The sequence below is a fragment of the Pseudomonas sp. WS 5010 genome (assembly GCF_012985565.1).
GTDB lineage: Bacteria > Pseudomonadota > Gammaproteobacteria > Pseudomonadales > Pseudomonadaceae > Aquipseudomonas.
In genome coordinates, this window is the sequence record NZ_JAAQWQ010000001.1 from 513,322 (window position 1) to 537,662 (window position 24,341).

Genomic DNA, 24,341 nt, shown 5'->3' on the forward strand with positions numbered 1-24,341 from the left:
CCTATGCTGCCCCCTGAAGAAGAGGGTCGGCCGTAAAAGACCACTAGGAGGCTTCGCGCTTCTCTCTGGCATGTGCAGTATTTTGCGTATACCGCTCCGGTTTCAGAGTGATTAAGTGACAGTTTGGCGAAACCAAAGTGCGTTTCCACTGGGTAGTGAAGAACGCCGCGCCACAGGTCAAGTTGTTCGATCTGTCGAACCTGCACATGTTCTGGCTGGCCGGTATTTGCTGATCACCCCAGGCGAGATGGGGGCGTAATGCAGAGTATGCCCGCTACGAAATGCTCGCTGCGGCTAAAAACTCATAAATGAACGGGTGATTTGATCGTTACTTGGTCAGATTGCTGTTTTTGAAATCGGCAAGCACTGAAATCAGCCAGAAATACAAGGTTTCTTCAGCCTTAGATTTTTTCTTGCAGCGCCTTGAAAAAGGCATCGATATTTTCGTCGTGGCGTTTGTAGTAGGTCCAGGGGCCGATCCGCTGCGATGTCACCAATTGCGCGCGCTGCAGAGCTGCGAGATAAAGCGATGTGGTGGACTGCGAGAGGCCCGTGCGCTCTTGGATGATACTGACGCACACGCCTACCGTTTCTGGGTCGACCTCCTGCTCTGGAAAGATTGTCCTGGGATCCTTGAGCCAATTGAGGATGGCAAGGCGCATCGGGTTTGCCAATGCTTTCAGTGCTTCGTTGACGTCAATGGTCATAGAATTTTGATACCTGTTTTTTGCGATATTTAGATATCTTCCGGGTTTGCGCAGAAAAATGGAAGGTATTGACGTGACCTCTGCGCCCGCCGTCTGTTGCAAGGACTGGCCGCTCCTGGCTGAAGTATTGTTGCTCTGTCAGGCAGCACTATCAGAAGCCTGGACGCCGAATTGCGGGACGATATGCTTGCCAAGTTCCTCGATAACCTCTGCTGCGGGGCGTTTACCATACTTAAGGTTCAGGATGACGTGATCTACACCGATTTCCTGAAGTGTATCCAGCAAGGCCCGAAGGTGGTTACGTCCTAGTCGGAATCCTAGATGGATATGCGAGGGCGGCGTGGACGGGTGTTCGTCCAGGTCGATGTAAAGCGATTGCAAGAACGGCTTGTAGATAGTGCCACACTGTTTAACTATTTCCTGTCGCCAATCCTCCACGATCAGTCGCTGTATTTTTGGCGGACGTGGATAGTTGATCCATCCATGGCTTTCACGTGCGATCCAATCGAGTGGCTGGCGGCTGTGTCCGGTTACGAATAGCGGTATTTCCCGAGTCGTAGGTTTGGGAACGAGGTCGGCCCCCAGTAACTCGCCGCGACTCCAGCGAATGGGCTCGAAGTGTGTTCGATGGGCTTGGCGTATCACATTGAAGTTTTCTTGAAAGGTCTCGCCACGCTTTTCTGGATCAATGCTGAATGCGGGAAACTCCACGGGACGATCGCCAGAGGCTACTCCCAGGAGCAAGCGACCTCCGCTCAACTGATCAATGCTCGCTGCGGCCTTTGCCGTGTGCAAGGGATTACGCAAAGTAAGGGCGATGGAGGCGGTACCTAGTGCGATTTTTGTTGTATGGGCGGCCATGTAGCCCAGATACACCCAAGGGTCGAAAACCTGGCCGACATCGCCGAAGCTTGGGTCCCTGAGTGGGACGTCGCGAAACCAGAGCGCCGAAAAACCAAGTGCCTCTGCACGTTTGGCCAGCGCGACCTGATCTAGCATGCTCGGTGTATCACCTTCGAAAGCCTCTAGGGGAAAGAACAACCCAAGGCTTAGATGACCCTGCCTGAAGGTTCGTTTGAATCCCCTATGCTCTTGGTAGGGGATCGTGCTCGGTTGGTACATGCTTAACTTCCTCGGTCAGCAAACGCTGAGCCACGCCCCTGAGTTATGGGGCGTGGCATTGAGCGTTTAGGATTTGTAAGTCGGGTAGTCGGTGTAGCCCTTATCGGTACCGCCGTACATGCTGCTTGGATCAACTGGGTTAAGCGGCCAGTTGTTGGCGATACGAGCGGGCAGGTCGGGGTTCGCAATGAAGGGGCGACCAAAAGCGATCAGGTCGCCCCAGCCAGCTTTTATCACGCGATTTCCTCGTTCAGCGGTGTATTTGCCGGCATAGAGAATCTTGCCGCTGAAGGTCTTACGAACATCTTCCCGGAACGTCTCAGGCAGCTCGGGTGCGTTTTCCCAATCGGCTTCGGCGAGCGACAGGTAGGCAATGCCCACTTCCTCGAGGATCTTCACTGCCTCGATGTAGGTTTGGTGAGGATCTTCTTCGACTAGGCCAAGGTATACGCGGTCTTCGTCTGTGGTCGCGAACAGCGGGGCGAAGCGAACGCCCATGCGCTCCTTGCCGACGACACCAGCAACGGCCAGGGTGATTTCGCGCAGGAAGCGAAGACGGTTCTGCAGCGAACCGCCATATTCATCATCACGCTGGTTGGTATGGGCCGAAATGAACTGGTTTACCAGGTACCCGTTCGCGCAGTGAAGCTCCACCCCGTCAAAACCTGCGTCCAAAGCATTTCGGGCTGCTTGGGCGTAGAGCTCAACCAGTTCCTTTACCTCCTTGGTGGACAGGGCTCGTGGGGTCGATGGGTCGGCCAGTGCACCCGTGCCGGGGCCAGTTTCGATGAACACCTTGACGTTGTCCGCGCGGATGGCTGATGGCGCGACGGGCGCTTCACCACCGGGTTGCAGCGATGTGTGCGACACGCGGCCTACATGCCAAAGTTGAGCAAAGATCACCCCCCCTTCGGCGTGAACAGCGTCGGTGACCTTACGCCAGCCTTGTATCTGTTCTGGGCTATGAATGCCGGGTGTCCAGGCATAACCCTGTCCTCGGGGTTCGATCTGTGTGCCCTCGGTCACCATGAAGCCAGCACCGCTGCGCTGACGGTAATATGTGGCCATTAGGTCGTTCGCAATATTGCCGGGTTGGGAGCTGCGCGAACGCGTCAGTGGCGGCAGAACGATACGGTTCTTGAGGGTGTATGGGCCCAGCTGAGTGGTTTTAAAAAGTTCTGATTGTGTCATTTCGTTTACCTGCATATCTAAAATATTCGATGTTATAGGTCAAAAAAACATGGATCAGCGAGGTCAGAAGAGCCCGAGCGGTGCTTCGTTGAGGCTGACGTAGATGTTCTTCTTCTGGCTGTAGGCTTCCAGCATTGACTTGTGAGTTTCCCGTCCTAGGCCAGATTTCTTATAGCCACCAAAGGGGGCGTGGGCAGGGATCTCATGGTAGGTATTTACCCACATACGTCCGGTTTCCACCGCGCGTGCCACACGTAACGCCCGGTTGATGTCTTGGGTCCAGACTGCACCCGCTAGGCCGTACTCGGAGTCGTTGGCCATGGCGATGACCTCCGCTTCATCCTTGAAAGGAATGACGCACAGAACAGGGCCGAAAATTTCCTCGTAGGCGACGCGCATATCGTTGCGAACACCGACCAGAATCGTTGGCTGGATGAAGAAGCCGGCATCGTAATCGGCACCTGTAAGACGACCGCCGCCGATCAGTACCTCGGCACCTTCCTGTTTGGCGATATCAACGTAGCCGAGGATCCGTTCCATCTGGGTCTTGCTGACCTGTGCGCCCATCATGGTGTCTGGGTTCAATGGGTCACCCACACGCACAGCTTCGAACTTATGCTTGAGCTCAGCCAGGAATTGCTCGTAGATGGACTCGTGAACGAACAGACGTGCGCCGGATTCGCAGACTTGGCCTTGGTTCCACAGGATGGCGAGGACTGCGCCTTCCACGGCCTTGTCCCAGTTCGCATCGGGGAAAACGATGTTGGCCGACTTGCCGCCCAGTTCAAGGGTGGCAGGAATGATTTTCTTCGCTGCCGCATTGGCGACGAGTTCGCCGACACGCGTCGAGCCAGTGAAGGCAAGCTTGCGCAGGTCTGGATGATCCAGTAGCGCCTGGCCAACTGAGGTGCCTAAGCCTGTGACGATGTTGACCACGCCGGCCGGAAGTACCTTGGCGAAGATCTTCGCCAGTTCAAGGATGGTTACCGGGGTCAGCTCAGAAGGTTTGATGACTACGGTGTTACCCGCCGCGATGGCTGGAGCGATCTTCCAGGCGGCCATAAGAAGCGGGAAGTTCCACGGAATCACTTGGCCCACGACGCCGAGGGGTTCACTGAGCGCGATGCTGAGTGTTTGCTCATCCAGCATGACCGCCTCATCCGATTGGCTGCGGATTGCGCCGGCGAAGTAGCGGAAGTGATCAATCGCCAGTGGGATGTCGACGGAGCGACTTTCACGAATGGGTTTGCCTACATCAAGGGTTTCCAGAACGGCGAACCGATCGGCATCGGCTTCCAGCAGGTCGGCGATCTTCAGCAACGCATTGGCGCGTTCCGCTGGCGAGGTGGTACGCCAGGTCACGAAGGCGCGTTTTGCGGCCTGCACCGCGCGGTCGACGTCGGCAGCTGTGGCGTCTGGGATGTTGGTGAGAATTTTTCCGTTAGCGGGGTTGATAATGTCGAGGGTTTCACTGTTTTCGGCCGCCACCCACTGGTTGTCGATAAACAGGCCGTAGCTGTTGTCGGGAAGGTAGCTCGGATGGGTATCACTGGAATTTTGCATGGGTTACCTCCTGAGGTAAGTGCTATGGGTTTGGTTGAGATTATTTGAGATATTGATATATGTCAATATGCGGTTGTGTATTCGCGCAGGCATTCCTATCGCCGCACCTTTTCAGCCTGCTTCTGGATCGGCGGGGAGCGCGCTGTGCTGCGCGCCAGGCTTGGCTACGTAGTCCAGCCCCCCCCCCGATCTCTTCATCAAAGAGGGGGGGCTGCTGCATAAAAGCACTGAGGCCTGTTTGCGTTGAGGTGAAGATGTAAGTCAGAACGGCGCGTCGATATCCATGACGTTAATCAGCTTGTGGTTGACGAATTCCTTGATTCCCAAACCAATCAGCTCGCGACCGTAACCAGATCTTTTGATTCCGCCGAAAGGTAGGTCGGCTTTCGATGACGTTGGGTGATTGACGAACACCATGCCTGTCTCGATGCGCTTAGCAACCTCAACACCATGCTGGGCGTCTGCGGTGAATACCGAACCACCGAGCCCGAACGGAGAGTCGTTGGCGATAACTATCGCGTCTTCTTCGTCTTTAGCTTGTAGGATCATCGAGACCGGACCGAAGAACTCCCAGTAGTAGGCAGGGTTATCAGGCGTCAGGTTGGTCAGAATGGTCGGTTGAACAAATGCACCCTTGCTTGGTACCTTGGGCCCAACCTCGGTGGCCGTAGCACCGTAGTTGACTGCTTCACGAATCTTCGCGCGGATTTCGTCGGCGGCAGTTTGAGATGACAGGGGGGCTAGATTTGTTTCCGGATCGAACGGGTCGCCGGCCTTCAGTTGTGCTACACCTTCGGCATAAAGGCGCAGGAACTCGTCGTAGACTTCTTCCACTACAATCATGCGTTTGGATGATATGCACACCTGTCCAGCATTCCAGTGACGGCCTACAACAGCCCACTTCACGGTCTTTTTCAGTTCAGCGTCGCGCAGAACTATGAAGGCATCTGCCCCCCCCAGTTCCAATGTAGATTTCTTCAGTGCCTTGCCAGCCTGGGAGGCGATGATGGCACCTGCGCCTTCGGAACCGGTCAGTGCCACCCCATGTACTCGAGAGTCGTTGAGGATTGTCTCGATTTGCTGGCGAGTTGCGTACATGTTGCTGAATGCGCCAGCAGGTAGACCAGCATCAAGCAGTAGTTGTTCGAAAGCTTCGGCACATTGCGGTACGTTTGAAGCATGTTTGAGCAGCACGGTATTACCCGCTGCCAACTGCGGTGCGAGAATGCGAGCAATTTGATAGTAAGGAAAGTTCCATGGTTCAATGGCCAGGATAGTGCCCAACGGCTCATGGACCAAGATTGCTTCACCCTCGGCTGGGTCGGCTACCGGCAGCTTCTGCGGAGTTAACAAAGCTTCTGCATGTTTAACGTAATACTCAAAGATACTTGCTGAGATTTCTACTTCACCTAATGCTTCGGCAGTGATCTTGCCCATCTCCAGTGTTAGCAACCGGGCATAGTCGTTTGCTCGCGCGCGCAGCAGGTCGGCAGCTCGCTGAAGGACGGCCCCACGCTCTGCGATTGAGCAATTCTTCCAGACAAGAAATGCGTTGTGAGACGCCTCAAGAGCCTGTTCAATCTGAATATCTGTTGCATCTGGAAAACTTTTTAGAACTTCACCTGTATAGGGATTAACGGATGCGTATGCCATGCTGTTTCTCCAGTAATTTTAAGTAAATTTGATTTGTTAATGAGGCTGTTAAGTAGACAGAAACTAAACTGCGGGAATATTTTGGTGCATTTACTAATGATTGATGCCATCAATCAGGAATACTCGGTAAACCGCACCTTTAAGACGATGTTGCAGTGCCTCTTGGTAGGCGGGGCTGGAGTACCACTCTCGAGCTGCTGCTATGTCCGGAAATTGAAGAATGACTGCGCCCTCAATCGGTCCGCCTTCGAGCACCTCCAGTTGGCCGTAGAAGGCCAATGGTGTGAGGTTCCGACCCTGGCGTGCCGCCGGTGCTTTACGGGCATAGAGTTTCAACTCAGCCTCGTCGGTGGTGTGTTCACGTGTGAAGACTACGTAGGCGGACATTGACGTAGTCTCAGGCCAACAGCTTGAGCAGCGAGTGAGCCGTAGCTTCAGAGGAAGCAGGGTTCTGGCCAGTAACGAGCAACCCATCGACTTCGACATGAACCGTCCAGTCGGCACCCTTGGTATAGCGCCCACCATTTGCCTTGAGCATGTCCTCTACGAGGAAAGGCACGATTTGAGTTAGACCCACCGCAGCTTCCTCGCTATTGCTGAAGCCGGTTACTGTCTTGCCTGCAACCAGTGGTTTGCCATCTGTACTTTTGACGTGGCGCAGAACCGCTGGTGCGTGGCAGACAGCTCCGACAGGTTTGCCGGATTGGACGGATTTCTCGATCAGAGAGATGGAAAAGATGTCTTCCGTAAGATCCCACAGTGGGCCATGGCCGCCTGGGTAGAACACAGCGTCGAAATCTGTAATGGAAATCTCTCTTAACTTACGGGTGTGGGCCAGCTTGTGGATTGCGACCGGATCTGTATCAAAACGGTGAGTGGCTTCGGTCTGGAAGTCGGGTTCGTTGCTCTTTGGATCGAGTGGCGGCTGACCACCCTTAGGGGATGCCAAGATGAGTTCTGCACCTGCGTCAATGAAAGCGTAATAGGGCGCAGCCAACTCTTCGAGCCAAAACCCAGTCTTCTCGCCGGTGTTGCCAAGTTCGTCATGTGAAGTGAGGACTAGAAGGATCTTCATGCTATTTACCTGTCGGTGTAGGGTTTTAATGGGTTTCTGCTTTTACTAGCCCCGTCCGCTGATGTGGAGTTTATTTCACGGAATCGGCACAGAACTCTGGAGTAATCGGTTCGATTTTACTAAGCGTCGGCTAGTCGCCGGGTGCAGACTTCCTTGTGCTAGCGGAGTTTGATCAGTTGAGAACTTCCTAGACGCCAAGACGAAGTGCGCAAGGCCTACTGGCAATATTGAGCATGTCTAGATTCTAAATTAATAGACCAGTCACTTATTTTTCGGATAACACTTTAGCCCTATAGGTGTTCTTCTCCAATGGAGTTGGTTGTTCCAACAAGTGTCGGGTAGCGTTTCGTGCATCTTCTAAGGGTATTCTGTCTCGAGTGATCTTGGCTCGCAGACTCGCACCTAACCAGAGCTGGTACAACATGGTTGCCGTACTCTGTGCATCTAAATGGGTGGGCAATGATTTGTCCACGATTCCATCGTTAATAGCATCAACCAGTCGCGCAATGACCCGGTCAGTACTTTGTAGTAGAACTAAACGCATGGGTTCTGACAGATCGCTGACTTCTGCTGCCAGCTTCACGGCTAGGCATTTGCTTTGCGGGTCGCAGGTTGATTGTGTCTCCAACCAGTGCTCCCAGTAGCTCATGAGACGCTCCGCGGAGGATGTCAAAGAGCCAGTTAACAAGCTCTCTAGTTGCTCCATGTACCCGCAGAAGTAGTTCTCCAATAAGGCTTCGCCGAAGGACTCTTTGGATGAAAAATAGTGATAGAACGAACCCTTGGGCACATTTGCAGCCTTCAGGATCTCGTTCAAGCCAACTGCTGCGAAGCCCTTGCCCGCGATGATTGCCTGGGCAGTACCCAGAATGTGTAGACGTACGTCGGTCGTTGTAAGTGGGTTCATAGGTGTACTGTATGACAAAATAGACCAGTCGTCTACAGTTGAGTGCTTCTCCTGGCGAGCTGGCAGTGCTGGAGGGCTTACTGGTTTCCCACACGGTTTTTTCCATCTCGCAATTCATTGGATATTAGTCGGATTTAACGCAAAAAAATTGCCGAGGCAGCCACCTCAGTGGCGTCCTTTGGACTCAACCAAAGGCAACCATAGAGGCGGTTAGCATCGTTTTACAAATAACCCCGCTCAGCCAATGACACACAGCCCTCATACCCCACAATGACATGATCCAATGTTTGGGTACCGACCATGTTCAGGGCGTTCTTGAGCGTTGTGGTGAGCGTGCGATCGGCTTGGCTGGGTTCAGGATCGCCCGATGGATGATTGTGAACCAGAATTACGGCCGCGGCGTTGTGCTCCAGCGCGATCTTGACCACTTCCCTTGGGTACACGTAGGCACCATCCAGCGTGCCTCGGAACAGCTCTCGGAAACCAATTACCCGGTGTTTGGTATCGAGCAGCAGTAGCGCAAAAACTTCGTGCTCGTGGTACTGCAGCAGTGTTTGCAGGTGGCTGAAGACCTGCTTCGGCTCAGTCAGTGCCCGGCCTTTAGACAGACGACTCATCGCGAGTTGTTGCGCCATCTGCAGGATGTCGATCTCGGTGACTGGTGATTCCATGACATAGGTACCGGTCGTTTCACCGGCTATGAGCTTGTGATATTTCATGCGGGTATTCCTGTACGAATGCGTGGGAACGGAGGGGTATTGAGACGCGCGGTTCGCGGTTACTGGACGGTGGGTTTGCTGTTGTGCCGCGTGGCTTGGGATTCCAGCTTTTGGGCCAGTGATGTTTTTGCAGGCGCTGCCCGTTGGGCTTGGGGCTCTACAGGGCTGGGCTGATCTTCAATGACGGGGAAGAACTCCTCGACGACGGCACCGGTGTCCTCCTCGCTGTCCTCAAAGGCCCCATTGTTAAAGCCCCGACGGGCCGCGTGATCCAGTGCTCCCTGGTCAAAGCCAGAGGCTTGCCGGGATTCATCCAGTTGCTTAGCCTCCAGCAAGGCATGTTCCATACTCAGACCTCTGCGTACCGTGATGTCTACGTAGAAAATCGGGGTACCGTGGCTCTGCCGAGTGGACTTACCACGCAGACGCAGCTCCAGCGGCAGACAGGCCAGGCGATTGCCGGAGATTGCGCTGAAGTACTGCAGGCGTGCCGCCAGGGTGCGGATGCTGTTAAAACCTGTAGTGCGAAACACAAAGCTGCCCAGCGGATCATCGTCACCGACCACCACGTTGAGTCGGCCGTAAGGCTTGCAGGCATTGCCTTGGGCCAGTGAGCAGCCATCCGGTGAAGGGCAGGACAACGACTGGATGCCGTCCTTGGTCAAACGCTTGCAGGTCTCACCATTTCCGACGCACACCGGCCGACCGGTGTTACGGTCGAACAGGCTGTAGTCAGCCCGAAAATTCAGGTCCGGCTCGTTGAACATTAAACGAATCGGAATGCTGCGCAGTTTGCCATCTTGGCCATTACGCAGTTCCTCATTGAGCGGGTGCAGCAGCCAACCGTCGCGGTTTTGTACCTGCGAGGTAAGGGTGAACTGATCGTCTTTCTCGGGCAGACGCTTGCCGTTTTTCTCGACGACTTTGCCGATGGAAATGCGCCCGAGCACCGGTGGGGTAATGGCTAAACCTTTGAGCATGGGAGTTCTCCTGTATCTGAAATAAAAACGCCACCGAGACCGCGCAAACGGCCAGGGTGGCGTTGGAGAGAAAGGGCATGGGAAGAGCGAACGAACGTTCAGGCCAGCAGAAAACGCCGACTGCCGATTTTGGTGGTCGAGTAGCGCACTTGCAGATAGGGTTTTTCTTTCAGCAGACGGGGGATATCCAGGGCCACGCTGTCTTTGGCCTTCTTCCAAGTGATGCAGCCGGTTGCGAAGGTCGCCCGACTGGCATCGCCCATGGCCTGTTGCAACGTTTGCTTGAGCTGAGCTTCCTGCGTCTCCTGCAGAGCAATCGATTCGCGCACGCTCTGCAGTTTGGTAAAGGTCGTACAGAGCAGAGTGTCCTGGCTGAAGTCCAGGCTTTGCCCACTGTCCTGTGGATACAGGCAGCGCAACGCCTGCTCCGCCGAGGCCGAACCGTCTGCCGGCGGCGGGGTATCACTGACGACGTAATCCCAGAACAGCTGCTCCAGGTCGATCAGCCGAGCAATCAGCGACTCGTCGCGTTCGATGCGATGGATCTCCAGGTGCTGACCACCCAGCAAGACCGCTACATCCGCCGCCTGCTTGCCAGTCACGGCCAGCTGGTGCATGACCTGCAACTGAACATACTCCGGCACGCCCTCTTTCCAGAGGCGCGCGCCGTTTATGCCTGCAGTTTTACATTCAAGGATTTGTACATCGTCTGCACCGATCACCTCTCGGTCGATGTTGGCCAGCATCCAGGGCAGTTTAGGATCCGGATGCTGCAGCACTGCATTGATACGTCGTACTCGGTTACCACTACGCTTGCTGTAATGCCAGGCGACGATGGGTTCCAGCACATTGCCCCAGTAGGCTGGACTCTCCTCATCCTGCGGATCGAGCTTGGGCAATGGTTCGTCACGGCCAGTTTTCTCCATCCACAGCTCCAGCTGAGATTTGTAAGGGTTAAGGCCTATGGCAGCGGCGGCATCCGAGCTGCCGATGCCTTGTTTACGTACAGCCAGCCAGTCTTCTCGGGGAAGTTGTTTGGTCCCCACCAGGCGCAAGGCGGGGCGGGGTTTGCTGCAGGGTTGTTGCAGCGATTGCGTTTCCATGATGTTTTCCTATCTGGCATAAAAAACGCCCGGCCAGCAGGAACTGACCAGGCGTTTTAATAGATGAGAAGGTGAGTGGGGCTAGGCGACAAGTTGCAGCGCTGCGTTCAGTGCGCGCTCTTTGAGGACGGCCCCGGCACCGAACCACGCAGAGTCCATTCGATATTCGGTACTCCTGGCGCGCCGCTCATGATCGACATACTCCGTCACGGCGTTGAGTAAGCCCCACGCAGTTCCTTGAGCAGATTCAAGCGTCGCTCCACGACCTTGGCCTTCGTACAGCCATTGGACTTTGCGCAGTGCTCGCTCATTCGGCAGAGCTTCCGGCAACGGGCTGTTCGGGTTGACGTCGCAAAGCACATTCATGAAGAAGCCCATCGCCTCATGCCACTGCACCTTGCGTTCCGCCAGGGCGCGCATGCGGTACATAAATTCATCCCATTGGGAGACGGCGATGCCGAGTTGCTTCTTCACGGCCTGCGGATCAAAGCGGGTGTTGTGCGGCACCTTGATTGCGCGGGTGGCACCGTTCAGGGAAATGGTCAGGGTGTTATTGCAGACCACCCGAACAGTGGTTGGAGTGGCGGTGGTGGCCAGGGTGCCGTCGCAGGAGGTGGCCAGCAGCAAGTAGCCATTCACCTGGTCGTTGCCCTTTAGCGTCGTGCCTTGCCCAGTACGGGCCAAGGCCCAGAACTTGCGGCCACCTTTGAGTATCCCAGCTGTTTCCAACTCGTAGCCTGAGACCTCAGTCAGATCCCGGTAGAACTCCAGCACCTCACGAGGCTGCACAACTTGGTAACGGTTGGAAACCACCGACAAGGGCGCCTTGGTGTCGGAGCGATACAGCACCTTCTGTTCAGGGAAAGAGAGAATCGAGCCCAAGGGACCGATGCTCTCGGATTTGAAATGCACCGGGCTGTCCTGGATCTTCCAGTCCATACCCGCTTCACGTTGCCAGACTTCGAGCGGTTGTTTTTGCGTCAGGCGGTTTCCCAAACCATGCCAAGGGGTAGCGCCAACGTAGGCCATTTGTTCGACGAGATGAGCCATGGGAGTGATTCCTTTGGTTATGTGCCGGCATAAATGCTGCAATCGCGCAGCATTGGCCTAAGAATTTTGTAAGAGGATTAGGCTGGTAGGTTGAAGCGATGATTGCAGGCGAGACAGAGGTTGTTGGCGAACACATGGCGATCGAGTTTTTCGCCGAGCTGAGCACCGAGGGCGCAGCCACCTGCACCTCCAGCGAGCCCGCCGAGGATGGCACCAGAAACTGCGCCGAGGGTGATGCCAAGCGGGCCGGCAATAGCGCCAACAGCAGCCCCCATCTGGCCTGTTGCCAGAGCGGCGCTCGCACCACGAGCGGCTCCGCCGACGGTTCCAACAGCTGCGCCAATCTTCATGGCCGTTTGTAAAGATGCGATCTTGGGGGAGTTACACAAAGGACATTGCAATGACATGGTTCTGAGTTCCATGGGGTGGATGTCATGGCAGTGATGTAGGACTAAATTTTTTTTGAATCTGATCCTTCGTGGGCCGGCTATAGCTGCTATTACTGCTACGGAATAGCAGCTATAGCAGCTATAGCTCAGCTTGTGAGGCTTGCCCTGAAGGCTGGCCATTGCTTCTAGATCAATTTTTGTTGCTCGCGTCAAGAGGTCTGCTTGAGTAAAAAATTACATTAAGCAGATGGTCAAATGACCCATGGGGATCGTTATAGATTCACTCATCGATTAGGAACTTGAGGCAAAAACGATGAGCGTAACGGGCATGACAAGCTGTGTTTCTAGGGTGCTGAGGTTGAAGCATGTACAGGAACGAGTTGGACTGGGTAGGTCCACAATTTACGATCGGATGAATCCGAAGTCGCCAAGGTATGACAGTACTTTCCCCAAGCCCATCAAGCTGGGCATCGCTGCGATAGGTTGGATTGAGGCTGAGATTGATGCCTGGATTAAATCAAGGATTACTGCTGGATGGGGGAGCGCTTCAGGCAGAGTTGTGCCTGAGAGCGGGAAATCAGCGGGATGCTACAGCGGCAGTCAAGGGACTGATGAGGTGCAGCAGTGAGTATCGTCCTGAGTGCAGTGAAGCTTCATGAGAGTCTCCCGAGGGTAGGGGCACGCTTTCCGCGCTTTGTTCCTTGTGCCCTGCTAGCAGCTGCAGTTAATGAGGCGGAAAAAAATGTCCAAGCCCCGAGGGCGCTAATATTCTCAGGTGCGTTGACGGCTATTTCACTGGTGTGTCAGGGGCTAATAGATGTTTGCAAACCAACTGGCCAGTGTGTCCCGACATCCTTAATGTTGTTGACAATAGCTGGGTCGGGCGAGCGAAAGTCGACTGCGGAAAATGTTTTTTTAGGTCCAATTCGTGAATTTCAGCGCTTGGAGTATAAAAGATACCAAGAAGCTGTTGTCGAGTGGAATGTTCAGCTAGAAATTTGGAGGGAAAAAAGAAAAGTTATCTTAAAGAAGATAAACAAGAATACAGATAAAGGTATTAATTCCAGCGAGGAAGAGTTGCTTTTTAGTGCGCATGAGAAGTCAAAGCCTTTGGGGCCAAGGCAGTACAAGATGGTTTATGATGATGCGACATCAGAGGCACTGTTCTTTGGCCTGTACAGTAATCTCCCGTCTGCGGGGTTAATATCTAGCGAAGGTGCCGGAATTCTTAATGGTGGAGCACTGAATGATCTTTCTAAGCAGAACTCATTGTGGAGTGGCGACTCTATAACAGTTGATCGCGTTTCTGTTGAAAGTTATCAGGTTACAGATTCTCGCTTAACTATATCCGTTATGCTGCAAGCGTCAGCATTTAAAGAGTATATGGAGCGTCGTGGCGAAAAAAGTCGTGGGTCAGGGTTGTTGGCTAGGTTTTTAGTTTGTCATCCTGAATCGACGCAAGGTACTAGGACAATAGGTGATGACACGTTATCGTGGGAGAGATGTAATGATTTTTCTGCGCGTATTGGCGAATTGCTTATTCTGAATCGAGCATTGTTAGACTCTCCGAAAAAAGAGAGATTAACTGTGCGTTTTTCTCAGGAGGCCGAAGAAAGATGGCGGGATGTATTTAATGAGATAGAAACAGGTATTGTTGAGGGTGGCAGATTTGAGGGCGTCGCGGATCACGCTTCAAAACTGGCCGACAATATCGCTAGGATTGCGGCGTTGTTGCACTTTTTTGACGGCAGGCAGGGGGGGATTTCGTGTGAGGTACTAGATTTTGCTGTTGATTTATGCTGCTGGTACTCAGATCAATTCTTTAAAATATTTGTTCCTCCACCACAAAAAAATATTGATGCGGATGAATTGTTGGAGTGGCTATGTAGTTATTTTGGTAAGAAATATGGTGAGATCAGGAAGAATAAAATTCTTCAGTATGGGCCTGGTAAGTTGCGAAATAAGCTTCGTCTGGAGCATGCTTTAGATGTACTTAAGGAAAGAAGGTTGATTGATGTTGTTAGGTATAAAGGAGTTGCGTATATTGATTTAATTTAATTTAATTTAATTTGATTTGATTTTTTGGGTGTTAATTTTTTCACTGTGCTTGGCTGCGCGCCGTGTTGATTGTTACGGCGCTTCGGATTATAGGGAGGGATTCAACTCTCTGGTGAATCAAAAACCTTGATGACTTCTTCGTCTTCCCGTATCAAGTTGATCACTTTAGAAATCAGATCTTTTATGTCGTTCGGGATGGGAATGTTGTTTTCGTTAGCTTGTATTGATAGTTCGCTTGCGATGTCGTTTGCGGCATCGTAAGCGTTTCGCCAGCCTCTTCTTGGTCTTTTTTTATTCAGTAGTATTATAACTAATTTCTCAAAATCTAGTGCGTTTTGTGCTTTTTTACGGCCGCCCTTTTGGGCGCGCTCAGCTCTTTTATGATTTATCGGGTCGGTAAGTCCGAAAAGGTAGGCTAGAAAATACTTGGCTTCTGATAAAGCCGCCCAAGCTTTGCTTTCTAAATTTTTGTTTAGGAAGTATTGGCTTAGTGCTGTATAGATAAGAGATAGCTGTAGTGAGTTGTCTTTTTTTGTGGCTAGATCTTTGCTGAGTATTATGTCTGTAGCTAGTTTTGTTATTGTGTTTTTAGATATATTCCCGTTAAGAAGTACTTCTAGGTACGTGTCTATAATCTCTTGGCTGTTTTCTTCCCCTTGCACATTGAACATGTAGTCGTCAATTACACGTGTTAGGCTGTCTATTGAAACTTCTATTGTTTTATTTTCAATGATTGCGGGCGCTGTGTTTTGGAATGCGTCTTCGTTCAGGTCATTATTTGATGAGTCTTCTTTCATGGGCTGCTGTCCATTTATACGTTACTAGTGGTTGGTCTTAGGTATCAGTCAGCAAGTGCTAAATTGAAGTAATTTTTAGGCTGCAGTTGGATAGGGTGATACAAATCTACTCCAGTCATTCATGAGTAAGCGCCTTTTATCGAGAAAGTCCGAACGAGAGTACGCCCCTTCAGTCTGGTCGTGCTCGTCATGCGCCAGCGCCATTGCACAAACCTCACGTGGGTAGTGAGTACATTCACCCGCCCAGTCACGAAATGAGGATCGAAAGCCGTGTCGAGTGATGTGTTCGTATCCCATGCCATGTAGGAGCGTTCGAATGGCGTTTGCGTGCATCATTCCTGCATACCCTAGACTGGGAATAGATATACAAATGTAAGCGTCTTGCCAAGTCACCTTGCGTGACTCAGACGAGTGCATGTCGCAAGATAATTGTTTTTTGATGCAAGGATTTTTTTGTTGGCATCCATACCTGTTAAATTTTCTAAGTATTCACCGAGTAATTCCCATGCGGCAGCCATTTCGTCAGCATAGCTGTGACGCTGATAAGTACGTTTTACTTTGTTTTCCTCTGTGTGGTTGAGGCAGCGTTCAGCTACTTCGGGGAGCACGCCCAATGCTGTCATGACTGTGGCGCCCGTGCGTCTTAAGTCGTGTGGCGTCCATTTTCCGCCGGGTAGCAATAGTGCCTGCGCTTTTGCGCTTCGGCGACTCATCGTGCCCTGATCAGGTTGACGCTGCCTATCCCCTAACTGCTTGGTCGCTGTCTTAGAGCAGACTGGGCCGCTGTCGTCGGTGTTGGGATAGCACCAGGCAGAGTTACCGTTATACGCTTGAACGCGCTCGAACTGCCTGACGGCGAACGGTGACAGAGTGACGCTATGGGGTTTGCCGTTCTTGCTGTTCTCGGCAGGAATCAGCCAAGAGCCATTGATCAAGTTTAGATGCTCCCAACGTGCGCCAAGCAGCTCGCCAATACGGCAGCAGGTGGAAAGAGCAATCCAGATAGCGGCCTCGGTGGTAGGCAGCAATCCGGCTTCGGGGGCTAACCTAGCTAAAGTGCGGATTTCTTCATTGCTCAACACCCGGTCGCGCTCGACATCCTTGCCGCCGATTTTAGCCTTGCGGATGCTGGCGGTAGGGTCGTATTCAATCAAGTCGCGATCCACTGCAAAGCGGAACATTTGGCGCATCAGGGAAAAGGCAATTTTCGCAGCGCGATTGACTCCGCGAGCGAGCATGGCGTCGGTCACTACTGTGATGTGGCTTTTTTTGATGTCTGCTACAGCCAGACTTCCTAAGAACGGTAGGACGTCTTTTTCAAACATGCGACGCACCTCTGCGCCTTTATCTTTGCGGTTGATCAGGTCAACCCTGGCCCAGTGCTCGAATAGGTCGGCAACAGTTTTACGTGCGGCCTGACGAGCCTGCTCGGCTTCCGTAGCTGCTTTCTCGGCGGTTAGACGTGCCAACTCCGCATCTCGGGCTGCGATTCGGGTCGCTTCCTCAGCATCCAGATGTTCACGTAAGTTGCGAGTTCCACTCTGGTAGAGGCGTGACCACTCTCCAGCTTTATTTCGTGCTTCCTTGAGGGTAAGCCCATCGGTGCCATTGGCGTCATATGCACCTATGGGCAGAAATACTCTTCCACCGCTGGTGTCGGTGTACCTGAAGTAAAACAGGCGTTCGCCATCTGGGCGAAGACGCGCCATGAATCGGCCGCAGCCGCGAGGAGCATCCTCGATCAGCCAGGTAGGTTTGGCTGGTTTTGTGCCCATCTGTTTGTCGGTGATCGTTGCCATTTTCGCTTCCCCAGAAAGGCCAGGTTCCAATTGGTCACCGTTGGGTCACCGTTTCTCGCTGGCTTTGGTGGCATGCTATCGGAAGTGGTTGGACTGTGTAAATTGCATAGGCCCAGTAAATACAGTGCTTTAGGTCTTTTTATTGGATTTATTTAGACTGGTTTGGACCATGGTTTACCTTTATGGGGTGCTAGGGGTCGAGTGTTCGAATCACTCCGTCCCGACCATATTTTTCAATGACTTAGCCCAACTTTAGCGAGTTGGGCTTTTTCATGCGTAGGGACTTTTGCGGGGGCTCATTCCGTTTTTCTCCTCAAGATTGTCAGCGCCGGCCCGCGAGAGTCGGTTGCAGATACTTTGTTCGCAGCTTCAATCAGATGCTGCAGCTCCGGGGTAGAATAGTGGCTCGTAATGCTGCCGTTCTTATGCCCCAACAACGCTTTGCGATCTTCCTCTGTCATGCTTGCTGCACGTAGCCTTCTGCCAAAGGTGTGTTTCAAGTCGTGCATCCTGATCGATCTGAACCCAGGGTGTGCTGGCGCCTGGTGGTTCTTTTCCCACTTGTCCGCTGCGCGCACCCTGGCTTTCTTCCAGGCCGAGTCATTCATGCGATGCATTGCCGTTGGCCCGGACTGATCTGGTTGCCCGTTCGGGAACACCAGGTCTTTGTGCAGGCCGCGCTGCTTGTCGATGATCGACATGGCCACCTTGTTCAGAATCACCAGGCGGTCATCGCCATTCTCCACTCCAGCTTTCTCACTCCGCCCGCCGAACCCGGCAGGTATCAGAAACACGCTGGTGTTCAGCGCCGGCACGCGTATCTCCCAATCCCACCGCAATTTGCAGACTTCCCCGGTGTTCACTTTGTAGAGGGCTATCCTCAAAAGGTGGTCCGGCAGCTCGGCGAACAGCATTGACTGCTCATCCCATGACAGCGGGTAAGGTTTCCTGCTGAACTTCTTTTCTTCCATCATCGATATCATCGGCACGCTTTCCAGCCACGGCCGCTTTTCTGCATCCCGCTACTTGCGGTGGCATAGGTTCAAGATCCTGACGACTCGTTGTAGGGCGATGTTCACCGTCCTGTTCGATACGCCTGGCTTGACCTTTCCCTGTGCTGTCCTGGTCGGCAGATCGCCGATGTACGGGGCGAGCTGTTCAATGTGCGATATGGATAGCGCAATCGATGCCTGATCTTTGTACTCAACTAGGAATCGGGTTGTGGCTGCGCGCCAGGTACGAACCTCGCGCACGCCGTAAACCTTCTCCTGGCGCAGCTTTTCCAGCCGATGGATCAAGTACTGCTCGGCTTCTTCCCTCTCACTTGTTCCAGTGCTTTCTTGAAGTCGGCAACCTCTGACGACTCTGTCGATGTGCCAAATCCCGTTCCTCTCGTAGAGGCCCGACATTGTTTTTCGCGCCATTGTTTTGCTCCTTGGCGCCCACTGCGGGGCGGATTGTTGTCCTGATCGGCCTGTTTTTCAATCGCCATGGCTTCGACGTAGGCGTCTGCCCACTGGTCCAGCTCGTGGCGGTCAAAGCCAGCGGCCTGTTTTCCAATGGGGAATTCACGGACGTGAGGGCGGACGGTGTTTTTGAAAACCTCTCGGCACAGCCGAGATATGCGGGTGCTGCCGAAGCGCGGATGAAACGCGGCGCGGTCTCTAGCACCGTCGCCAGCTTTGTGTTGGCCATAGAAATACCTCGCCAGGCCGTCGCCGGCTGGTGCTGTTGTGAGTGGTTAGGTGTTGAGTTGGGGGGGGGCTCGGCTGTGCAGATAGCTGGCGCCAGAGTCCATCGGGAATTGAAAACCGGCTAACTTTCTTTAAGTCTGTGCCGATCGTTTAGTAAACTTCATCGATCGCTACGGAGTGCGTTGATGAAGTTGCTAAGTTTTTTTGTAGATCCATGGTTTTGGGTTGGTGTACCTGCTTTGGTTCTTGGTTTGTTGTTCACATGGCCAACCCTGCTTGGGCTTGGCGCCTCGCTGCTTGTTTGTTCATTTGTCAGCAGGTAAAGGAGAGATTCCATGAGTGCCTACTGGAATGAAGTAGCGGGTTTAGTCCGGCAAGTCGCGAGTGCTATGCCCATTACTGGGGATCGATCTGCGAGGTTCCCGTGCTGTTAAAGAGCGGCGGGTCTTGTGAGGCCCATCGCAGCCCCTGAAGCGCTGCGATGGAGTGAATACGTGCCAATGGTTCATATCGGTCAAGTATCAAAAGTACATGTTTTATCGTAGGCACAAAAAAGCCCGCTCAGTGGCGGGCTTGCTTATGCTGTGTGGTGGGTCAGCCGCGTCTCGCGCCTGCTAATTTCCCGTATTTGGATTCGTACTTATAGAGCATGTCCAGGCACGTCCACTGGATATTGTCCCTAACCGCCGGTACTGGATTAGCATCGCGGTCTCCCCAGCAAAGCTCTATCTCGTGCTGCGCATGTTCTTGATCGGACATTGGTCCAGAAATCCATGCGACCGCAAAAATGACACCAAAAAGGGCGACGGTCGCGACGATCCCCAAGAGCCATTTCGGTTTTTTACCCTGGCCCGGCGACTGGCTGATAGCCGCCCCCGAAACGCGACTTGCTCCAGACTGGTTGGTGCGATTGATCATCAAAATTCCTTAAACAGCATTCCATGCGGCACGAAGATGGCTCATAGCATACCGCCTCGCCAAACAACCCGCCCAATGATACGTACTTCGTTTATTTCGCCATCGCGCAGCGTTTCATCGCCATAGCGCGTCTTGTCGGGGGTTGTCGCTACGGATGATCCATCCATCAAAATCAGACTTAACCAAGCGCTTAACGATCGTTCCTTTTGACTGGCTCTGCATGGCGAGTATGTACTTTCAGTTCTGGCACAAAGTGTACCGCAAGTTCATATTTGGCGCGGAGGCCTTATGCGGCCGCTCAAGAAATCGATTGACGATGCTGGTGGTGTTCCGTCTGTGGCCTTGGCCTGCGGGAAAACTCCGCGCGCTATCTACAAGTGGCTTGTTGCCGACGCATTGCCGCGCACCGAGTACACAGGCGAAACCCAATACGTCAAGGAGCCATTACCAATGGCAGATGAAGATCGCTTAAACGAAAAACACGTCAACCAGATGAAAGTCCTGCTGGATGAAAAGTATCTCGGCCTTCTGGACTACGCCGCGCAGATCCACGGCACGAAAAAATCCGTGCTGGCGTGTGAGGTCTTGAAGTCCTGGCTGCTTGACCTTGTTGGTAATTCTATCCGCGACGACCGCGCAGCTTGAAGCGAAACCGTAGGTACTCAGTAGGGATCGCGTAGGGACTGGAGGCGATATGCCAGAAGAAAAAGGCATGGAGCTTGGGGAGTTACTTGATCCAGATGAGATTCGACTGTTGGAAGCCGAGGCGGCGAAACGGGGAATGAACCCCGCAGAGCTGGCACAGCTTGGAATCCAGCAGGAGCTGACCAGACGGACCAGACCAAGAGCCATGACAGGAACGATTCAAGCGTTCCGCAAGAAGCACTGAAACACCAAATTCCAGGCACAAAAAAACTACCGGACGAGGGTGGCTTTTTCTACAGCACCTCAGCGAGACGAATCATGACAAACATCATTCAATTGACAAGTCCCGAGGGTTGGTTCGCTCTCGATCCGCTGCCGCAACCGTGTCGCTGACCCGGGATTCAACCCCGCGCTTGACGAATACAAGCGAGGCCGAGGCGCCAACTATAAGAACCAGGGCCGCGTAGCAGGCGAGGTGCGGCAATTGAGAGAGCGGTACCTTGATGGTCCGAGAAGGCTTTTCCACCAGGTACAGAGACGCAAAACCAAGAATCACAGACGCAGCAATCCCCGCGGCTACGACTGGGGCGTTGTTCGCCATGCCGTAGTAGCCGATCAAAACCACAACCGGCCAATGCCAAAGGTAGATTGAATACGATGCTTCACTGATCCAGCCTGCTATTTTGTTGTTGGTGACGATCGAGGTTTGATCTGCCGCGCGGACCATCAGGGCGGTACCCTGCACCGGGAGTAGCGCCAGCCAGCCGGGCCAAACATCTGCCGCTGTGAAAAACCAGACACTGGCCGCGATCATGATCAGGCCAAAGATGCTGGCCGACTGCTTGTGAGATTGCTTCATTTGCACAGGGAACAAGTAGACAAGGCCACCAACGATCATTTCCCAGGCGCGGGCAGGGAGGGTATAGAAAGCCGTGTTCGGGTAGTGCGTGCTTGCGTATAGGCAAAGTGCGAATGAGCCCACGCCGAGCGCAACCAGTAGGATCCTGGTGGTGTTGAAGTTGAACGTCTTGCGGGCTGCAAGGATGATCAGTGGGTATACCATGTAGAACTGCCATTCAACGGACAGTGACCAGGTATGAAGCAACCATTTCTCATGTGACGCCGTATCGAAGTAGCCGGCATCCTTCCAGTAAACCATGTTCGATAGAAAGGCGATGCTCGATGCCCCGTGCTTGCCCAGCTCTTTATAGTCGCTCGGGATCAGCAGGAACCATCCGCCAACTAGTAGTGCCAGGCACAGCACGGCTAGGGCGGGGATGATCCGCTTGGCGCGCGACAGGTAAAAGCCGATAAGGCGAAATTTCCCAGCGTCGGTCTGCCGGAAGATAATACCGGTCATGAGGAAGCCGGATATCACGAAGAAGATATCTACCCCGGCGAACCCGCCAGAAAAGCCCTTAACACCAAAGTGGTATAGGACCACGGCAATGACCGCTATGGCGCGCAGGCCGCTTATGTCAGACCTGAAGCCTGTATTTTTGGTTTACATGACTTCCCTTTCTCCGGCGTAACCGGGGGCAAATTGATATCGAGCCGAATTCTCCAAGCGAATACTATCCTGTGTCAGGGGGGACGCGTTTCTTGGGTAGCGTTTTAGCAAGGCGCGAACGGGATGAAGAGGGATAATGCGAAGGGCCCAGGCTGAAATGCCTGGGCCCTTTTTTGCGGGGCTTTATTCTTTCTCTATTACCGTGAACCTGAATGGGAACCCGGTATTTTTTGCTTGCAGTATTTCGCCTTCCACGAACACGTTTAGCCGGTCATCGGTGATTGATGTGTTTGTGATTTTGCGTGTCGTCTTGTCGGCGAACTGAACGGTGTTCCCGATCTTGTAGGCAGCAGCATTTTCAGGCGTGTTGTGCAGGAAGAACCCCGGCCACCGCCTTGCAATGCCGTTTGCCCAGTTAGGGTCGGTGACATAGTAGGACGTGTCTTCTTGCATACATGTGACCGTTCCCGCCGAGGCCGTCACCATGTCTTTCGGAAACAATGCAGCCCAGCCTATCGGGTACAGAGCAACGGTGACATTCCCCGCAGCATCCGCAGGCAGCAGCGATGCCGAGCAAAGCTGATCCTGAAAGCTCTCTGCACCAGCGATTGATGTGCGGGTCGTCTTGCCTTCAAACAACCAGCCGATGTTGGCCAGGTACAGCGCGGCGAACGAAGCCAGGCACAGTGCGCCCAGAACACGAACTGCCTTGCTGCCGCGCAGAGCCGAGCCGGCGAGCACCAGGAAGGAGAAGGTAACGATTATGTTCAGCCCCATGAAGTAGCGGTCTGGGAATGTTCCCGCGTAACCCCCAAGAACTTCTGTCAGGTTTTTGCGCATATACACGGTGAAGAATGCATATATCACGTATGCAATTGCACACATGGAAATGAGGCTTTTGACCTCTCTGGACTTTTCCTTTGTCAGCAAGACGGCGAACAACGCTAGTAGCAGCAACGACAAAATCACAACGATGGTGTCGGTGAGCTGGTTGTAGAAAGGAAACACGAACGGATATATGAAAGACCGCGCAAGGCTGACCTCGATCAGGCTTTCAAATCTAAAGTTGCCGATAACGCCTTTGGCTGGTGAGGCAATCATTCTAAAAAAGATGAGAGCGCCAATGACAAGGCAGCCAGCCGTTACAGCGCCATACTTCTTGATCCACTTCTTGATATCACGATCAATCAGCGTGAAAACAGAAAACGCCAGGGTCAGCACCAGGCACACCGGGTTCGTCGAGGCGCAGAGCAGCAGTGCTATATCTGTAATTGGGGTCGCTTTGGTGCTTCTGCTTTTTGCGAACATCAGCAGCGTAGTGATGAACACAAAGTAGAACCCAATGTTCGATATCTTTCCGAACACCTCGCCCGAAGAATCCCCCAGCGGGATCATCAGCGTGGCGAGAAACACCACCCAACGGATTGCTGTCGGCAGAAACCCTTTCGTGACGTAGTAGCAAAGGACGCTTACTGAGGCGTAGAAAAAGTAAGACCAGAAGGATAGTGCTTGTGGGTAGCAGGCCAGCTTGTCACCACAGAAAACATCAGATGCCAGGGTCGCCAGGTAAACGAACAGCAGGTTGCCCCAGACAAAGTAGTCTGTCTTGGCATTGACTATGGTGTACCACCAGCCCTTGGTCATGGCCGTCCCGAGCCATACCCCATCCTCTGTGTAGGCGATGTTGTTTGTCAGCGGCTCAAGGTTCCTGAGCGTCAGGACCAGCCCTGCAACAACGAGCATGGCGATAACGCCAAGGATTGATACTGCCCTGGTGCTGGAAATTAAGTCTCTGTAGCGGCTCTGCATTTATGGCTCCATGTTGTGAAGAAAGTCCCTTGATTGGCTGCCAGGGCTTCGATTTTGATTTCGGCGGATTCTACAAGCGAACGATAGGGATGTCAGGGTTGATACGATTTAGGGGGGGGGATAGTTCGGCAGAACGCCGGGGCGTAGGGACTTTCTGACTGAAAGTCAGTAGGGAGTTTGGCGGGGATTTATGAAGCCTTGCCCTACCTTGTTAGACGTCGATTGCAGTGGGCGTCCACCTAAGGCGTTGCTATTTAAGGATTTTCAGGACTCCCGCCAGCATGGGGTGCTAGGGGTCGAGTGTTCGAATCACTCCGTCCCGACCATATTTCCTGACTAAAGTCAGACACTTAAGCCGATCAGCTAGATCGGCTTTTTTGTGCCTGCACAAAACCCGCGCAAAACTATCCGGCATCTCTTGAGCCTTCCATCCCTTATAACAACCGCCTCCTCCCGATCCTCCTTGAGCGCGCGCGTCAGATATCTCTCATCGATCTGCGTCTAGCTCCCGCAGCCGCGCACCCGAGATTGCATGTGCTCGAAAATCACCCCGCACGCTCAAGCCTCAAACAAACCCCACCTGTCATTTTCATAACACTTGACCTTCCCCTCATGGCAAGCCGGATAAAACCTCAAGTGTTGGTTTGTCCTG

At 53.2% G+C, this 24,341-nt stretch carries 23 protein-coding genes, 1 tRNA gene and 3 pseudogenes; 7 read left to right on the forward strand and 20 right to left on the reverse strand.

Annotated features, from left to right (window positions below; all coding sequences use genetic code 11):
• Positions 1-101: 101 nt before the first annotated feature.
• A pseudogene (locus tag HBO11_RS28545) lies at positions 102-259 on the forward strand (IS5/IS1182 family transposase); the annotation flags it as partial.
• A gap of 142 nt (positions 260-401) precedes the next feature.
• On the opposite strand, the gene HBO11_RS02495 reads toward HBO11_RS28545, so the two are convergent.
• From HBO11_RS02495 to HBO11_RS02555, 13 genes are all read right to left on the reverse strand, one after another.
• Entirely contained in the window at positions 402-707 is a 306-nt protein-coding gene (locus HBO11_RS02495; RefSeq protein WP_010562390.1) for a helix-turn-helix transcriptional regulator, read from the reverse strand.
• A gap of 138 nt (positions 708-845) precedes the next feature.
• Positions 846-1,829 carry an LLM class oxidoreductase gene (locus HBO11_RS02500; RefSeq protein WP_047300486.1) on the reverse strand — a complete coding sequence of 328 codons (984 nt, stop codon included), beginning with the start codon at positions 1,827-1,829 and terminating at the stop codon, positions 846-848.
• Positions 1,830-1,895: 66 nt separating this feature from the next.
• Positions 1,896-3,020 carry an alkene reductase gene (locus HBO11_RS02505; RefSeq protein ID WP_010562392.1) on the reverse strand — a complete coding sequence of 375 codons (1,125 nt, stop codon included), beginning with the start codon at positions 3,018-3,020 and terminating at the stop codon, positions 1,896-1,898.
• A 63-nt stretch (positions 3,021-3,083) separates the two neighbouring features.
• On the reverse strand, positions 3,084-4,583 hold the full coding sequence (locus tag HBO11_RS02510; RefSeq protein ID WP_047300487.1) for an aldehyde dehydrogenase family protein: 1,500 nt from the start codon (positions 4,581-4,583) through the stop codon (positions 3,084-3,086).
• Between the two features lie 261 nt (positions 4,584-4,844).
• The gene (locus HBO11_RS02515; RefSeq protein ID WP_047300488.1) at positions 4,845-6,236 is read right to left on the reverse strand and encodes an NAD-dependent succinate-semialdehyde dehydrogenase; all 1,392 of its coding nucleotides are present in this window, start codon (positions 6,234-6,236) and stop codon (positions 4,845-4,847) included.
• Between the two features lie 93 nt (positions 6,237-6,329).
• Positions 6,330-6,623 (reverse strand): DUF1330 domain-containing protein, encoded by a 294-nt coding sequence (locus HBO11_RS02520; RefSeq protein ID WP_010562395.1) that lies wholly within the window; start codon positions 6,621-6,623, stop codon positions 6,330-6,332.
• Positions 6,624-6,633: 10 nt separating this feature from the next.
• On the reverse strand, positions 6,634-7,311 hold the full coding sequence (locus HBO11_RS02525) for a type 1 glutamine amidotransferase domain-containing protein (protein ID WP_170058770.1): 678 nt from the start codon (positions 7,309-7,311) through the stop codon (positions 6,634-6,636).
• Between the two features lie 265 nt (positions 7,312-7,576).
• Positions 7,577-8,218 carry a TetR/AcrR family transcriptional regulator gene (locus tag HBO11_RS02530; RefSeq protein WP_047300490.1) on the reverse strand — a complete coding sequence of 214 codons (642 nt, stop codon included), beginning with the start codon at positions 8,216-8,218 and terminating at the stop codon, positions 7,577-7,579.
• Between the two features lie 221 nt (positions 8,219-8,439).
• The gene (radC, locus tag HBO11_RS02535; protein ID WP_047300491.1) at positions 8,440-8,937 is read right to left on the reverse strand and encodes a DNA repair protein RadC; all 498 of its coding nucleotides are present in this window, start codon (positions 8,935-8,937) and stop codon (positions 8,440-8,442) included.
• Between the two features lie 59 nt (positions 8,938-8,996).
• Positions 8,997-9,917 (reverse strand): hydrolase or metal-binding protein, encoded by a 921-nt coding sequence (locus HBO11_RS02540; RefSeq protein WP_170058771.1) that lies wholly within the window; start codon positions 9,915-9,917, stop codon positions 8,997-8,999.
• Between the two features lie 98 nt (positions 9,918-10,015).
• The gene (locus HBO11_RS02545) at positions 10,016-11,020 is read right to left on the reverse strand and encodes a lambda-exonuclease family protein (RefSeq protein WP_170058772.1); all 1,005 of its coding nucleotides are present in this window, start codon (positions 11,018-11,020) and stop codon (positions 10,016-10,018) included.
• An 81-nt stretch (positions 11,021-11,101) separates the two neighbouring features.
• Positions 11,102-12,070 carry a DUF932 domain-containing protein gene (locus HBO11_RS02550; RefSeq protein WP_047300494.1) on the reverse strand — a complete coding sequence of 323 codons (969 nt, stop codon included), beginning with the start codon at positions 12,068-12,070 and terminating at the stop codon, positions 11,102-11,104.
• A gap of 77 nt (positions 12,071-12,147) precedes the next feature.
• Positions 12,148-12,477, reverse strand: a complete 330-nt coding sequence (locus tag HBO11_RS02555; protein WP_080963908.1) for a hypothetical protein — start codon at positions 12,475-12,477, stop codon at positions 12,148-12,150.
• Between the two features lie 310 nt (positions 12,478-12,787).
• Between HBO11_RS02555 and HBO11_RS02560 the strand changes: the two genes are divergently transcribed.
• Together HBO11_RS02560 and HBO11_RS02565 are read left to right on the forward strand one after the other, a co-directional pair.
• On the forward strand, positions 12,788-13,087 hold the full coding sequence (locus HBO11_RS02560; RefSeq protein WP_080963910.1) for an AlpA family transcriptional regulator: 300 nt from the start codon (positions 12,788-12,790) through the stop codon (positions 13,085-13,087).
• Positions 13,084-14,517, forward strand: coding sequence for a YfjI family protein (locus HBO11_RS02565; protein WP_170058773.1), 1,434 nt, complete (start codon positions 13,084-13,086; stop codon positions 14,515-14,517). The genes HBO11_RS02560 and HBO11_RS02565 overlap by 4 nt, the downstream gene beginning before the upstream one ends.
• 101 nt (positions 14,518-14,618) lie before the next feature.
• Here the strand turns inward: HBO11_RS02565 and HBO11_RS02570 are convergent, their stop codons facing one another.
• From HBO11_RS02570 to HBO11_RS02580, 4 genes and pseudogenes are all read right to left on the reverse strand, one after another.
• Complete coding sequence (locus HBO11_RS02570) at positions 14,619-15,314, reverse strand: hypothetical protein (protein WP_170058774.1); 696 nt, start codon at positions 15,312-15,314, stop codon at positions 14,619-14,621.
• Positions 15,315-15,389: 75 nt separating this feature from the next.
• Positions 15,390-15,653 (reverse strand): annotated as a pseudogene (locus HBO11_RS28550) (integrase); the annotation flags it as partial.
• Positions 15,654-15,703: 50 nt separating this feature from the next.
• Positions 15,704-17,113: a site-specific integrase gene (locus HBO11_RS02575; protein ID WP_170058775.1), complete on the reverse strand. Its 1,410-nt coding sequence runs from the start codon at positions 17,111-17,113 to the stop codon at positions 15,704-15,706.
• Positions 17,114-17,409: 296 nt separating this feature from the next.
• Positions 17,410-18,537: pseudogene (locus tag HBO11_RS02580) on the reverse strand (tyrosine-type recombinase/integrase).
• On the opposite strand from HBO11_RS02580, the gene HBO11_RS02585 reads away from it, so the two are divergent.
• Positions 18,522-18,932, forward strand: coding sequence for a hypothetical protein (locus HBO11_RS02585; protein WP_169956044.1), 411 nt, complete (start codon positions 18,522-18,524; stop codon positions 18,930-18,932). The pseudogene HBO11_RS02580 and the gene HBO11_RS02585 sit on opposite strands and share 16 nt — an antisense overlap.
• Before the next feature lie 469 nt (positions 18,933-19,401).
• Here the strand turns inward: HBO11_RS02585 and HBO11_RS02590 are convergent, their stop codons facing one another.
• Positions 19,402-19,725 carry a hypothetical protein gene (locus HBO11_RS02590; protein ID WP_169956046.1) on the reverse strand — a complete coding sequence of 108 codons (324 nt, stop codon included), beginning with the start codon at positions 19,723-19,725 and terminating at the stop codon, positions 19,402-19,404.
• Between the two features lie 288 nt (positions 19,726-20,013).
• Here HBO11_RS02590 and HBO11_RS28555 point away from each other — a divergent pair, with 288 nt between their 5' ends.
• Together HBO11_RS28555 and HBO11_RS02600 are read left to right on the forward strand one after the other, a co-directional pair.
• Positions 20,014-20,370, forward strand: a complete 357-nt coding sequence (locus HBO11_RS28555; RefSeq protein ID WP_169955971.1) for a hypothetical protein — start codon at positions 20,014-20,016, stop codon at positions 20,368-20,370.
• Between the two features lie 49 nt (positions 20,371-20,419).
• Positions 20,420-20,614 (forward strand): hypothetical protein, encoded by a 195-nt coding sequence (locus HBO11_RS02600; RefSeq protein WP_169956048.1) that lies wholly within the window; start codon positions 20,420-20,422, stop codon positions 20,612-20,614.
• A gap of 84 nt (positions 20,615-20,698) precedes the next feature.
• On the opposite strand, the gene HBO11_RS02605 is transcribed toward HBO11_RS02600, so the two are convergent.
• Both HBO11_RS02605 and HBO11_RS02610 read right to left on the reverse strand, forming a co-directional pair.
• Entirely contained in the window at positions 20,699-21,847 is a 1,149-nt protein-coding gene (locus tag HBO11_RS02605; RefSeq protein ID WP_346266871.1) for an acyltransferase, read from the reverse strand.
• A gap of 216 nt (positions 21,848-22,063) precedes the next feature.
• The gene (locus tag HBO11_RS02610) at positions 22,064-23,689 is read right to left on the reverse strand and encodes a hypothetical protein (RefSeq protein WP_169956052.1); all 1,626 of its coding nucleotides are present in this window, start codon (positions 23,687-23,689) and stop codon (positions 22,064-22,066) included.
• Between the two features lie 137 nt (positions 23,690-23,826).
• Between HBO11_RS02610 and HBO11_RS02615 the strand changes: the two genes are divergently transcribed.
• Positions 23,827-24,015, forward strand: a tRNA-Pro gene (locus tag HBO11_RS02615).
• Positions 24,016-24,341: the final 326 nt, after the last annotated feature.